Annotated in this window: 11 protein-coding genes; 3 read left to right on the forward strand and 8 right to left on the reverse strand. The window is 59.5% G+C overall.

Annotation, left to right across the window (positions count from 1 at the left end; genetic code table 11):
* Positions 1-439: 439 nt before the first annotated feature.
* Genes yidD through rpmH form a run of 3 tightly spaced genes read right to left on the reverse strand, consistent with a single transcriptional unit; the run spans position 440 to position 1277 of the window.
* Positions 440-688: a membrane protein insertion efficiency factor YidD gene (yidD, locus tag J3R80_RS11675; protein WP_275393964.1), complete on the reverse strand. Its 249-nt coding sequence runs from the start codon at positions 686-688 to the stop codon at positions 440-442.
* Positions 685-1125: a ribonuclease P protein component gene (rnpA, locus tag J3R80_RS11680; RefSeq protein ID WP_275393965.1), complete on the reverse strand. Its 441-nt coding sequence runs from the start codon at positions 1123-1125 to the stop codon at positions 685-687. Before rnpA ends, yidD begins: the two co-directional genes overlap by 4 nt.
* Before the next feature lie 17 nt (positions 1126-1142).
* On the reverse strand, positions 1143-1277 hold the full coding sequence (rpmH, locus tag J3R80_RS11685) for a 50S ribosomal protein L34 (RefSeq protein WP_005980833.1): 135 nt from the start codon (positions 1275-1277) through the stop codon (positions 1143-1145).
* 256 nt (positions 1278-1533) lie between these two features.
* On the opposite strand from rpmH, the gene J3R80_RS11690 reads away from it, so the two are divergent.
* The 3 genes from J3R80_RS11690 to J3R80_RS11700 are packed head-to-tail and all read left to right on the forward strand — an operon-like array spanning position 1534 to position 5056.
* Positions 1534-2271, forward strand: a complete 738-nt coding sequence (locus tag J3R80_RS11690; RefSeq protein ID WP_275394155.1) for a TVP38/TMEM64 family protein — start codon at positions 1534-1536, stop codon at positions 2269-2271.
* A 1-nt stretch (position 2272) separates the two neighbouring features.
* Positions 2273-3643, forward strand: coding sequence for an FAD-dependent oxidoreductase (locus tag J3R80_RS11695; RefSeq protein ID WP_275393966.1), 1371 nt, complete (start codon positions 2273-2275; stop codon positions 3641-3643).
* 24 nt (positions 3644-3667) lie between these two features.
* A complete protein-coding gene (locus J3R80_RS11700; protein WP_275393967.1) occupies positions 3668-5056 on the forward strand; it encodes a HAMP domain-containing sensor histidine kinase in 1389 nt (462 codons plus the stop codon).
* Between the two features lie 22 nt (positions 5057-5078).
* On the opposite strand, the gene J3R80_RS11705 is transcribed toward J3R80_RS11700, so the two are convergent.
* From J3R80_RS11705 to J3R80_RS11725, 5 genes are all read right to left on the reverse strand, one after another.
* Positions 5079-5552, reverse strand: a complete 474-nt coding sequence (locus J3R80_RS11705; RefSeq protein ID WP_275393968.1) for a GNAT family N-acetyltransferase — start codon at positions 5550-5552, stop codon at positions 5079-5081.
* A gap of 28 nt (positions 5553-5580) precedes the next feature.
* On the reverse strand, positions 5581-8787 hold the full coding sequence (locus J3R80_RS11710) for a 2Fe-2S iron-sulfur cluster-binding protein (protein WP_275393969.1): 3207 nt from the start codon (positions 8785-8787) through the stop codon (positions 5581-5583).
* 2 nt (positions 8788-8789) lie between these two features.
* Positions 8790-10445, reverse strand: coding sequence for a sulfatase-like hydrolase/transferase (locus tag J3R80_RS11715; protein ID WP_275393970.1), 1656 nt, complete (start codon positions 10443-10445; stop codon positions 8790-8792).
* 132 nt (positions 10446-10577) lie between these two features.
* Positions 10578-10907, reverse strand: a complete 330-nt coding sequence (locus tag J3R80_RS11720; protein WP_275393971.1) for a hypothetical protein — start codon at positions 10905-10907, stop codon at positions 10578-10580.
* A gap of 23 nt (positions 10908-10930) precedes the next feature.
* The gene (locus tag J3R80_RS11725; protein ID WP_275393972.1) at positions 10931-13042 is read right to left on the reverse strand and encodes an OmpA family protein; all 2112 of its coding nucleotides are present in this window, start codon (positions 13040-13042) and stop codon (positions 10931-10933) included.
* Between the last annotated feature and the right edge of the window lie 2 nt (positions 13043-13044).

Raw genomic sequence — 13044 nt, forward strand, 5'->3', positions numbered from 1 at the left:
GCGCCGTGCCGGGTGACCAGATCGTCAACAAGATCGTTGAGCCGCAGCGGCTCGGAATGAAAGTTAGAGTCCATCATGGATTGGATACCGGCAAGGAAACCGGCCCTCTTGGGTTGGATTGTGGTTAATGGGACTCTCTGATGCGCGCGCAGGCCTTTGACACAGGAATGGTGTCAGGACGCACGTGTTTCAGAGATGTCAGAAATGCCCTTCACGGGCAACTTGGCGGGGCCGTCAGGCGCGCGATGCGAAGATCACGAGGCGGTTGTGCCCCACAAACCCGGAACGCGACAGGCGAATTGGAGAACGCTGGTATTCATCATGTAACGCCTCCTTCTGATTAGTGCGCTGCGAGTAGGTGTGTTCTAGCGCGGCTAACCGAGATTTCAAGAACTGTGTTCAGGAAGTCGCAGGTTGTGTCCATCTGGTCACGATCTGGTCAGTCTGGGCGCGTACAGTCGTGATCCGAACCGGGCACCGGGTCATAGCCGCACGATCCCCACGGGTTGCATCGCGCAATCCGTTTGGCCGCCAACCAGCCGCCCTTGATCGCGCCGTGTTTTTGCAACGCCTCAAGCGCATAGGCGCTGCAGGTCGGTTGATAACGGCAGCTCCAACCAACCCACGGGCTGAGGACGACCCGATAGGCCCGGATTGGCAAAGATAAGAGATAGGCGGCGGGGGTCATGGTTTCTGGCGTGATGTGTGAATCTGATTGAGCGCGCGAACAAGGTCCGCTTTCAGATCAACATAGTCACGGCTGGCGGTTTTTTCAGCGCGACCGATCAGCACGTAGTCCCATCCGGGTTTGCCATGTATCGGCAGGATATCCTGCGCGATGGCGCGCAGACGGCGCTTGGCGCGGTTGCGGGCGACGGCATTGCCAACTTTTTTCGAACAGGTAAACCCGATGCGAATCTGGGCAGATGGCGCTTTCTCGGTTTCGCGCCGCTTACGTGCCTGCAGCAGAAATGCAGGCGCAGGGGCGCGCCGGGCGCGCGCGGCAGCCAGAAAATCCCGACGTTCCGTCAGGGTTGCAAGTTCTGATCCGTCCGCACAAACGGAAACCGCCGCAGGCCCTTCGGCCTCGGCGGTCTTCGTGTTGTCAGCTTTGGGCGCAGACATGACTGCGGCCCCGGCGCTTATGCGCTCAGCGACTTCCGGCCACGCGCGCGGCGTGCGTTCAGGATCTTGCGACCGGCTTTCGTTGCCATACGCGCACGGAAGCCGTGGCGGCGTTTGCGAACCAGGTTCGAAGGTTGGTAGGTGCGTTTCATCGCCCGTCTCCGTCATATGCCCCCAATCCCGGTGGATTCGGAGCGTGTGTCATTCGAAGCCCGGTCTATAGGGGGCATTGACGGGCAAGTCAAATGCCAGATGAAGAAATTTCCGCCCTTTGTTACAGGTGGGAACGATTTGGTCATCACGGTTCAACCACGCGTGATGTGGGTGGGCAAGGGGGCTGTTTCACCCCATCCTGATGCCAACCCCACGCGGCCCGCTGCCGCACAGGCACCGGAGCCGCATATGATGATGACCGAACCGAAAACCCAGACGCCCAAAGACGCGCCGCATCCCATGCTGCGCCGCCTTCCGATCATGGCCATTCTTGCCGTGGCCCTGATCGGGGCGTTCACGCTGCGCGATTACCTCAGTTTCGAGACATTGGCGCAAAACCGCGAGGCGCTATTGGCGTTTCGGGATGCGAATTACCTGATGACCGTGCTGGTGTTCGTTTTGGCCTATGTCGTGATCGTTGGCTTTTCGCTGCCCGGTGCAACAATTGCGACGCTGACCGGCGGCTTCCTTTTCGCAACCTTTCCCGGCGTGGTGTTTAACGTCACCGGGGCCACGATTGGTGCCACTATTATCTTTCTGGCCGCCCGTTGGGGGTTGGGTGAAAAACTCGCCGCCCGGATGGAAACCAGCGAAGGCAAGGTGAAAGCGATCAAGGATGGGATCGACGAAAACCAGTGGTCCGTCTTGTTCCTGATCCGCCTTGTGCCCGCCGTGCCGTTCTTCGTGGCCAACCTGATCCCCGCACTGGTCGGTGTTCCGCTCTATCGCTTTGTGATCTCGACATTTGTTGGAATCATGCCCGGTGCGCTGGTCTATACATCCGTCGGCGCCGGGCTGGGCGAGGTCTTTGCCCGTGGCGAGACCCCCGATTTGGGCATCATCTTTGAGCCACATATCCTTCTGCCCATACTGGGATTGGCGGCGCTTGCCGCCTTGCCGATAGTGCTGAAGCGCTTCAAAAAAGGAGCCTGAGATGGCTGAGCGTATCAAGGTTGATGTCTGTGTCATCGGCGCAGGGTCCGGCGGATTGTCGGTTGCTTCAGGTGCAGTTCAGATGGGGGCATCGGTGGTGCTTCTGGAAGGTCACAAGATGGGCGGGGACTGCCTGAACTATGGCTGTGTGCCGTCGAAAGCATTGCTTCATGCAGCCAAGGTTGGAATGGGGTGGGGCGACGCCCATGACCATGTCAGGAAAACCATCGCGACCATCGAGCCGCACGATTCGGTTGACCGGTTCGAAGGGCTGGGCGTGCGCGTCATTCAGGAATACGGGCGGTTCATATCTGAAACCGAGGTCGAGGCGGGCGACCACATCATCGAAGCGCGCCGCTTCGTGATCGCCACCGGATCTTCGCCCTTTGTGCCCCCCATTCCAGGGCTGGACAGCGTGCGCTACCTGACAAACGAAACGCTTTTCGATCTGAAGGAACAACCCAAACACCTGCTTATCATCGGCGGCGGACCCATCGGGCTGGAAATGGCGCAGGCGCATCGCCGCCTTGGCTGCAAGGTCACTGTGATTGAGGGCATGAAAGCGCTGGGTAAGGATGACCCCGAGATGGCGGCGCAGGTGTTGGACACCTTACGGGACGAGGGTATTGCCATCGAAGAAGATGCGATGGCGGCCGAGGTTCGCGGCAAAGCCGGCGCAATCGAGGTCGAAGTCAAAGATGGCCGCGTGTTCAAGGGCAGCCATTTACTGGTCGCTGTGGGGCGCAAAGCCAATACCGACAAGTTAAATCTGAAGGCGGCAGGTGTAGAGCCGACGCGCGCAGGCATCAAGGTGGATGCGGGTCTGCGCACCACCAATCGCAAGATCTATGCCATCGGCGATGTGGCCGGTGGGCTGCAGTTCACGCATGTGGCGGGCTATCATGCGGGTGTTATCATCCGTTCGATGCTGTTTGGGCTGCCATCCAGGCAACGCACAGATCATATCCCCTGGGCGACTTACACGTCACCTGAGTTGGCGCAAATCGGTCTGACCGAAGTCGAAGCATGCGAGAAACATGGCGATAAACTTGAACTTGCCCGGTTTGACTTCCAAGGCAATGATCGCGCCATTGCTACACAGCAAACCAACGGGCTGATCAAGGTGATGATCGTGAAAGGCCGACCCGTGGGCGTCTCCATTGTTGGACCGGGGGCGGGTGAAATGATCAACCTGTGGGCGCTGGCGCTGGCCAATAACCTGAAAATGAGCCAGATCGCCGCTATGGTCGCGCCCTATCCCACGATGGCGGAAGTCAGCAAACGTGCAGCAGGGGCCTATTTCTCGCCGCGACTGTTTGATAACCCTTGGGTCAAGCGGATTGTCGGACTGGTGCAACGAGTCCTTCCGTGATGGCGTAACAGCGGAGCGCGCGTCGTGTTTAACACCCTTTCAGGCCGTTTCCTGATCCTGACGACCCTGTTCGTCATGTTGGCCGAAGTGCTGATCTTTGTGCCGTCCGTGGCGCGCTTTCGCGAGGATTACCTGCGCACCCGGTTGGAACGCGCCCAAATTGCGTCTCTGGTGCTTTTGGCCGATGATATGATCGCCCCCGAGTTGGAGGCCGAGCTTCTGGAAAACGCCGAAGTCTATAACGTTGTCCTGCGGCGTGATGAGGTGCGGGAATTGATGTTGTCCTCTCCCATGCCAGCAGCGGTCGATAAGAGTTACGATCTGCGGCAGTCGACACCCTTTATCCTGATCCGGGATGCGATGGCACGGCTGTTCACACCGGAACCCGAGGTGATCCGCGTGATCGGCGACCCGGTGCGCGAAGGCGGATTGGTGATCGAAATCACGATGATGACGGGCAAGCTGCGCAGTGCGATGTTGGAATATGGGCGGAACATCTTCTATCTGTCGGCGGTCATTTCGGTGATCACGGCAGGGCTTTTGTTTGTGGCGGTGCGCTCGCTTATGGTGCGACCGATCAAGCGCGTGGTCAGCAATATGAAAGACTATGCCATCGCCCCGGAAGATGCGCGCAGGATCATCCAGCCCAACACCAATGTCACCGAACTGCGCGAGGCCGAGCTAGCCTTGAAAAGCCTGCAGACCGATTTGACCGGTGCGCTGAAGCAGAAGGAACGGCTGGCGCAACTAGGCGGCGCGGTGGCCCGGATCAGCCACGATTTGCGGAATATTCTGACGACCGCGCAACTGTTTGCCGACCGCATGGAAAGCAGTAAGGATCCGATGGTGAAACGGGTGGGCCCAAAGCTGGTGAACTCGATCCACCGTGCCGTCAGCTTGTGTGAAAACACACTTACTTTCGGGAAGGCCGAGGAACCTGCGCCGTCGCTGGGATGGGTGGTGCTGACCGATCTTGCGGGCGACATATTTGACAGTGAGCGATTGGCCGCTGGCGACCATGACCTGTCGTTTGCCGAAGATATTCCGACCGGTATGACCTTGCGCGCAGATCCCGAACAGCTTTATCGCGTTCTGTCCAATCTTGTGCGCAACGCGCGACAGGCAATTGTCGCAACCGGCAAGCCGGGTGAAATTGCCGTTCAGGCCAAAGAAACCGACACGGATTGGCAGATTCGCGTGGCGGATACCGGGCCGGGCCTTCCCAAACCCGCCCAGGACCATCTGTTTCAACCCTTTGCAGGCACCAACCGCAAAGGTGGGTCAGGTCTTGGGCTGGCCATCGCCGCCGAGCTGGCACGGGGTCATGGTGGCACGATGGTGTTGGAGCAGACCGGCCCTGACGGCTCCACTTTCTTGCTGACCTTGCCGAAAGAGGTTGCACACGCCGAATAGGTGTGGCCTTGGCAAAAATGCGTCAGGCTGAGGGTGCCGGGACCTCTAGCATCTTGCAGATCGCCCCATCCGCCGACCTGTAGGTGCGGAACCCCATCGCCTCGTAATAAGCCAGACCTTCGGCGTTCGTGGAACCGATGGTCGCGTCAATATTCTTGATGCCCGCATTCTGTGCCGCCGTGAGCGTTGCAGCGAATAGGGCTTTCCCGACACCTCGGCGGGCCGCACTGGGTTTGACATGCGTGCCAATAATGCCCCAACCGGGCGTCACGTCGTAGATATTGCCTTGCACTGCACGCGACAGGGCCTGCATCCCAAGGATCGTGCCATCGTCGTCCACGGCAACGCTGCATTGAATGCCATCGGGATTGTTGACGTAGCAATCACGAACAAACGTTTCCTCCCATGGTCTTTTTCGTTTCCCACGATCCACCAATTCCTTAAGGAATGCGCTGATTTCTGCCGCGTCTTCTGTTGTCGCCTGTCGGGTCTTCATAACCTGACCTCCTGTGATTTTCGTTTTGCTAAAGGTCGATCTCGATCTCGCCGTCCGGGTCAGCGGCCCTGCTTTGGCATAAGATCATGCTTTCGCTGCGCTGGGCGTTGGACAAAACGAAGTCGCGGTGTTCGACATCGCCCGCGATAACGCCGCATTTGCAGACGCCACAGATACCGTCCGAGCATTTGACATCGACATGTATGCCCGCAGCGTTCAGGGCATCTGCCGCGGTTTCGTCATCGGCCACCACAATCCGTCGCCCATTTTTGAGCTTAAGGGTGAACGGGTGATTTTCGTAGTCGGGCTGTTCAGGTGGACTGAAGTATTCCAGATGGCGCGCGGCTTCCGGGATCCCCTGCCGTTCTGCAGCCTCCATCACCGCCGACATGTAGCGGTCGCCCCCACAGCAATAGACATGGGTGCCATCGGGTGGGTTCAACAAGATCGCATCGAAGTCGGCCCGCGTATCTTCATCCGAGAAATGAAAATGCACACGGTCTGACCATGGCATCGCGGCAAGATCGTCCAGAAATCCGGCATCTGCCCGTCGACTGGCCGAGTAATGCAGCACGAAATCCGCGCCGATGGCGTGCAGGCGGTGGGCAAAAGCGATCATCGGTGTCACGCCTATCCCGCCGCCCATCAGGAATGTCTTGGTGGCGCTTTCGTTCAGTTCAAAGTGGTTGATTGGCTTGGCGACAAAGACCTTTCGCCCCTCGGAAAATATCCGATGAAGCAAAGCCGACCCGCCGCGCCCTTCTGGTTCACGCAATACGCCGATCTGATAGGTCATACGGTCCGCCGGATCACCGGACAGAGAGTATTGGCGCAGAAAATCGGGCGACACCAACACATCCAGATGTGCGCCCGCTGTCCATTGGGGAAGCGGCGCGCCATTGAGGGAAGACAGCTCGTATTTTGTCACGCTTTCGGTCATCGGTTCGACGCGGTTCACCACCAGTTGAACCACTGGCGCATCGTCAGGGACGGTATAGCGGTGGATCATGGACACGTCGCCCGTCGCCAACCGTGCGCGGTATTCGCTGGCTGGAATCATGGCCTGATAGGCCGCGATACCCGCCTCGCGATCCATCGGGAAAGGATAGGGATAGGGCGGAGGAGCGAGGGGGGCCGGATACACCGCCAGCGTCTGATCATTGTATTTCAGGTTCAGTTCACGGGTCAGCCCACGCCGATTCACCGGGTCTTCTGTCGGGTGATACCCGCCATCCGGGCCGAGTTTCAGATCCCACCACCATTTCTTCGTGTCGTTCAGCTCTCCGTTCCCGACTGCGTCATCCAGTCTGGCCAACACCGGGGCCGCACCCGGCAGGTTCGAGGCCGCCCAACGGAACGGCGCTTGCGCAAACAGACCTTCAAGGTTCCACGGGCAGGTTTTCATGCAGCGCCCACACATCGCGCCGCCGGGCTGGGTCACGCGAAAGGTGGTGCATTTCTGGCTGTCGGACTTCCATATCTCATAGCCGTTGAACATCAGCTTCGGCCCGGCCGTGATCGCGCCTGACGGACATTCCCGCGCGCATTTGTTACAGGAGTTGCAAAACCGTTGCAGACCGAAATCAATCGGCTTGTCATGGGCCATCGGCATATCGGTCGTCACCACCCCGGATTTAAGGCGCGGGCCAAGATATGGGTTCAGGATCACCTCGCCGATCCGGCTGACCTCTCCCAATCCCGCCAGCAGCAAAAGCGGCGGCTGAAGAACGGTGCCGTCCATCACGGTATGCGCCTTGGCAGAGTAGCCAAGGTTGCGGATCTGCTGCGCAATCACGCCGCCAATCAGCGAGAACCTCAGATAGGCGCGCATGGATTGGCTGACGGCAATCCAGTCGTCGCCCGACGCGCCTTCCATCGTTTCAAAGCCCTGATCCACGATCATCGAGATCGCCTGATCATGCGCGGGCGTTATTTCGGCCCCCGTCGCGTCGTGGCTGTACCACGTCCAGTCGGGGCAACGGCTGGTGCCGACCGCGTCGATGCCAAGGAAATAGCAGGCGGCTTTCAGAGCATTGGCGTTGTCGACCAGATCGGCAGGTCGGCTGGCCGGATCCGCGATGGGCCCGTCTTGCAGTGGCGTCAGCAATCCCAATGCGCGGCGCTGGGCATAGCTGGGCGCGGCCTTACGCACATACAAGCCGCCGGATGAATGTTCTTGCAGATGTTTCCCCATATCCCCGAACTGGGCACGGGCGAACATGTCGGCGCGTTTCGGAACGCGGGCGACGTTGGCTTCGTCAATGTAAGTGGTCGGAGTGTCCACCCGTTTCAGACGTTCGAACGGATGGGCACCCATTGCATAATCGCGCTTGGCAAAGGGATCGCGGTTCAGGGCGGATTTCGTGGTCTTCGTGCCCAGCCACCATGACGGGCCGTTGATCCGGTGCCAGGGTTGTTGTGACATAGGGGCAAGAGGTTCGTCGGGCGCGAGGGCCATTTCCGTCGTCACGGCGGCCAACCCGAACCGGGGGCCGATCCAGGGTGCAACAAGTTGTCCGTTTTCCACGGTGGCCAGCCCGCCTGCCACAGCCAGCCGATGCAAATCCACATCTGTTGCGGCCCCGGTATGCGCCTTGGCATCAAAGCCCAGAAGTCGGATGTAGTTTGCGATGACAATGGCGGTCTCGGCCCCCAACAGGCAGGCACGCTGCTTCTGTGTGTCCATGATCCAGTCGGCGCCGGGTTCGTCCGGCCTGGGGTCGCGGTGGTGTTCATACAGAAACACGATTGCATGCCGGTGGCTGCTGATCGGACGGGGCGTTGACTTAAGGCTATCGCGCAGCTCGGCCATCAATGTGTCAATGCCAGCAGCCAGGGTGCGCACTTCGCGGTGATCCAGTGATGTGACCAGCGCCTCGATATTGGGGTTGATGATCGGCTGGCTGAGAAGATCATCCGAATTCAACTCCGAGATGCCCACCATGGACGCATCCGAGAAATAGCCAAATGCTTTCAGATGTTCACTTCGTTCCACCGGATCACCCGGGATGGTTGCCCGTGCCGGGTTCACATCCCCATCGCGGATGGCATCCAATGCTGCCTGATAGGGGGCCATGGCGTTGACGATGCTGTCTGGCCTGTCCGGGCGGCTGAAACTGACAGGCGCCAATCCGGGGATATCGGACAGGTCGGGCGCGCGGCGTACCCGAAGCAAATCTTCAAGCGGGTATGGCCCCAAATGCACCGGGCGGTTCCGGGTCGAGAAAAGCCGCATGGTCAGGCCTTGCCGACCGGCGTCGCCTTGCCGGAATAGGCGGCGAGGTATTCCTCGGGGATGTCCTCGTCTCCGAAAAGACCCAGAAGGATACCGACTTTTCCCGAGCCACCCTTGCGCCGTGTCATGATTTGCGCATCCGATACGGTGGTGCGCTGGGATTGCCGACGCGCCCAATTGTGGAGATAGGTATAGAGCGTCTTGATTACCTCGGTATGGTCGTCCGAAGCGCCAAGATCGACCAGTTCGTCAGGGTCATTTTCCAGATCAAACAGCATCGGGCGGAACCCACCCTCGGCATGCATCATCTTCCAGCGGTCGGTGACGACCATGAACAGGCGGCAATCCTTTGGATCCAGCCCCAGTCTGGTGGCTGCGCCCGAGGTGGAAAAATCATACTCGCTGATCGCATAGTCCCGCCACGCCACTTCGTGCCCGCCCAGCAGCGGCAGCAGCGAGCGGCCTTCAAGGATGTGATCCGGCACTTCGCCGCCCGCCATCTCGACAAAGGTCGCAGCTAGGTCGATCTGTTCCACCAGCCTGTTGCAAACTGTTCCGCGGGTCGTATCTGCTGTGGGTCGCGGGTCGGCGATGATCAGCGGCACCCGCACGGATGGGTCGTGGAACAAGTCCTTTTCCCCCATCCAGTGGTCCCCCAGATAATCCCCGTGATCCGATGTCAGAACGATGACGGTGTTGTCGGTCTGCCCGCTCTCATCAAGATAATCCAGAAGCCGGCCCAGCTGGTCGTCGCATTGCTTGATGAGCCCCATATAGGCGGGGATGACGGTTTCGCGCACCTTGTCGCGGGAAAAGGCGGTGCCGATGCCACCTTCCATGTAAGCGCCATAAACCGGGTGAGGATCGCGGCGTTCGTCTTCCGACCGGACCACTGGCTTGATGTGATTGTGGCCATACATATCGTTGTAAGGCGCGGGCACGATATAGGGCCAGTGGGGCTTGATGAAACTCACATGGGCACACCATGGGGCTTTGCCCTTCTGCGCTTCAATGAAGTCGATGGTGCGTGACGTGAGCCACGGTGTTTCGCTGTCTTGTTCACGGATGTTGGCAGGCTTGTTGGCGTGCATCATCAGAAAGCCGGACGCGATGTCGCCCTCGTCCGTCACGCCTGCATTGGCATTGTCATGCCACGGGTTATCAGACGGGTATCCTTTTGCCTTGAGGTATTCGTTGTAGGGCGAGCGTTTCTGGTCGTAGAACCCTGCCGGACCCTCGGCCCACAACCCGTCATCTCGGATCCAGACATCAAAGCCGCATTCCTCGACCCGTGCGCCGATCACGCTGTCTGGTGACAGACCCAGCCGGGCCATCCCTTCGGCATCGGCTTTCATATGGGTTTTGCCGATCAGCCAGCAGCCCATGCCCGCCTTTCGCAGATGATCGCCCATCGTCATTTCGCCGACCTTCAGCGGGAAGTTGTTGAACGACGCACCGTGCGAAGAGACATAGCGACCGGTATAGGTGCTCATCCGGCTGGCACCACAGACGGGGGACTGGCAGTAAGCGCGATCAAATCGAACGCCCCGCGCGGCCACGCGGTCGAAGTTCGGTGTCTTCAGCGTCGGGTGTCCCGCACAGCTGAGGTAATCGAACCGCAACTGGTCATACATGATGAAAAGGATGTTTGGAGCCATGCCCGTGCCTCCTCCGGCATATCATTCTGTTCGCAATGGAATCAGTTGAGCATGGAAGGAAAGAGGGCGCTACCCCATATTGGATTCAATATCCATTCTTGACGAAGAGCCGATGGAGTTTTCGAACGACCGTCAGGTCGCCTGCTGAACCCGCTCGATATAGGCGCGAAGCTCACCTGCTTCCTGCCGGGCGTCGCGCAGACCATCCATGGCGGCGCTTAGCTCTGCTTCGGTTTGTTGCAGTTGGTTGGACATTTCCGCTTCGCGTTGTTGTAGATAGGTCATGGCCTGATCGCGGGTTTCTTCCGCTTCGTGAAGGGCTTGCGCCATCTTGTCCAGTTCATCCATTTCCGTTCCGGCGACGTGAACGAACCGATGGATCAGCCAATGGGTGAACCACCCAAGCGCGAAGGCCACGAACAGGATAATGGCGGTGACGATGATAAACTCGGTTCTGTTCATCGTGGATGGTCCTTGTCTGGTGCCTAGCGCTCGGGGCGCGGTTGGGGGCGGGTGTCATCAGTTTCGGGCGTGAATACGTCAACGCCGCTGTAGGGCGGGGCCTCGGCGTCTTGCGCCGCGTCCCCGTCTGGTGCGTCGGGATCAGCTTCACCAGCGTCAGAATCCGAGGGTGCGGTACCCTCAGCGCCGGTGTCAGCATCGGCATCCGGGGTCGTGCCGTCATCAGGCGCTGATGATGGTTCATCTGTTTCACCTGTCTCGCCCGCGTCAGTGGTCCCATCCTGATCTGTGTCAGCATCGCTGACTTTCGCTTCGGACGTGTCCAGCAGGCGGAACTCGATCCGGCGGTTGGCTTCGCGACCGTCTTCGGTGCCGTTATCGGCAATCGGGTCCGCCTCGCCATAGCCCTGAGCGGTCAGGTTCGTTGTCAAAATGCGTCGCGTCAGAAGCGCGTTCAAAACGGCCTGCGCCCGGCTTTGTGACAGGGCAAGGTTCATTTCCTCGCGCCCCTGACTGTCGGTATAGCCCTGAATTTCCATCCGCACATCCACGCAATCTTTCATGGCTTCTGCGATCTCGTCGATGATTCCGGCGGCCGAGGCTTCGATATTCGCCGACCCGGGGGCAAATGTAATCTTCTGTTTGGCCAGGATCGCATTGATCGTGGCGGCGCATTGTTCGGGGCTGGGCAGCGCATGGCGCGGATCAAGTTCTTCCTGATAATCCACATTGACCTGAAAGTTCTCAGATGCACCCAGTTTTTCGCTTAGAATGCGCGAGACCGAGTCGCTTGCGTCCGGGTCGCCGGTAACGCCACGAATGTCCACGACCTCGGGCTGAACCACAACCGACCCGCTGGATAGAAACGAAAGCGCCTCCAACCCGGCCAGCACACGGGTCGGCCAGTCATTCGGCAATTCACTGTCCAGCCGTGTAGCCGGATACACATTGCCTGATCCGAACTTTGCCCGGGCGAAACTTTCAGTGGCACTGCGCAAGGTTTCGTCCGTCAGGCGGCCCCGCATCTGCAACAACCCTTCCGGGCTGCGGGTGGCGACGAATTCCGGCGGCCCGCTGCCTTCGCCACTGCCGTCGATCTTCACCGGTGCGGGCAGGACCGAATGCAGGGAATACAGGTCTGGCAAGTTGTTCTCCAACTCGCCCACGATGCGGTCGAACGTGGCTTGCGAGGTGGTGTCGGGGGCGACAAGGGTCACGTCCGCATCCGAGAAGGTGATAGACCCGCCGCCCAACTCGCTGACCGCGCGAATACCAGTTTCAACCGCGTCCGGCCAATCGGGTGATGGAACACCCAGCCCGATGGTGCAGTTGGCCGCGTCGGTCAGGCCCGCTTCGGTCGCAGCGGACACGATCCGCGCCCGCCCCACGGTTGTATGGGCAGAACAGGCGTCAAAGCGCGGCCCGTCGTCGTCTATCAGGAACCGCAGGGTGAACGGGGTAATCACGGGGCGGGGGGCCGAAATATCAATCGACAAAAGCGCCGTGCGGGGGGCGGCGCGTTTCAGGTCGCGTGCCCATTCGGCTTTCTGCTCCTCGCTATCTGCCAGAGCGGTGATCGCCACCTTGTCCGCATCCATCGAGATCTTAGAACGCGGCAAAGTCTCTAACGCATAAACGGAGAAGGCCAGCACCTCGTCCCAGTTTGCAGGCACTGGATAGTCGGCGGTCTCAAGCAGGTCGGTGACATGTGAATCGCGTGCAATCGCATTGACGTCTTTGTTCAGGGCGTCCCTGTCGGACGCCGCCGGGATCAGTCCGATCATCGAAATACCGGCATCATTGCGCAAGATCTCGATCGAAAAGCGTGGCGGCTTGATCGCTTCGGCCGCCGGGATCGTCACATTGTCGATGACGCGTGTCGAATCGACGATCTTGCCAGCGGCAGCAAGTGCGCGGAACCGGGCGGCTTCATTGGGGGCCACACCGGACAGGATCACCTGAAGCCCGTCTGCTTCGACACTGGCCCATTCATGGCCCTGCAGAAAAAGCTCGCTTGTAACGCCGTCCTGCGATGTTGTCTCGATCGCGGAAACGGCAAGATTGGCTGCGAGAAGCGACACCAATGCAGCGACAAAAAACGAGGCAGGAACCAGAATAACTTGCGAAAGGCGCATAC

It is taken from the genome of Aliiroseovarius sp. Z3, from assembly GCF_029105185.1.
GTDB lineage: Bacteria > Pseudomonadota > Alphaproteobacteria > Rhodobacterales > Rhodobacteraceae > Aliiroseovarius.

What these genes read in the sequence shown, in the direction of transcription:
- J3R80_RS11690 (WP_275394155.1), top strand. Translation starts at nt 1,534, where the DNA reads ATGACCGAACCGAAAACCCAGACGCCCAAAGACGCGCCGCATCCCATG.
- rnpA (WP_275393965.1), bottom strand. Translation starts at nt 1,125, where the DNA reads ATGTCTGCGCCCAAAGCTGACAACACGAAGACCGCCGAGGCCGAAGGG.
- J3R80_RS11720 (WP_275393971.1), bottom strand. Translation starts at nt 10,907, where the DNA reads ATGAACAGAACCGAGTTTATCATCGTCACCGCCATTATCCTGTTCGTG.
- J3R80_RS11705 (WP_275393968.1), bottom strand. Translation starts at nt 5,552, where the DNA reads ATGAAGACCCGACAGGCGACAACAGAAGACGCGGCAGAAATCAGCGCA.
- J3R80_RS11725 (WP_275393972.1), bottom strand. Translation starts at nt 13,042, where the DNA reads ATGCGCCTTTCGCAAGTTATTCTGGTTCCTGCCTCGTTTTTTGTCGCT.
- rpmH (WP_005980833.1), bottom strand. Translation starts at nt 1,277, where the DNA reads ATGAAACGCACCTACCAACCTTCGAACCTGGTTCGCAAACGCCGCCAC.
- J3R80_RS11715 (WP_275393970.1), bottom strand. Translation starts at nt 10,445, where the DNA reads ATGGCTCCAAACATCCTTTTCATCATGTATGACCAGTTGCGGTTCGAT.
- J3R80_RS11695 (WP_275393966.1), top strand. Translation starts at nt 2,273, where the DNA reads ATGGCTGAGCGTATCAAGGTTGATGTCTGTGTCATCGGCGCAGGGTCC.
- J3R80_RS11710 (WP_275393969.1), bottom strand. Translation starts at nt 8,787, where the DNA reads ATGCGGCTTTTCTCGACCCGGAACCGCCCGGTGCATTTGGGGCCATAC.
- yidD (WP_275393964.1), bottom strand. Translation starts at nt 688, where the DNA reads ATGACCCCCGCCGCCTATCTCTTATCTTTGCCAATCCGGGCCTATCGG.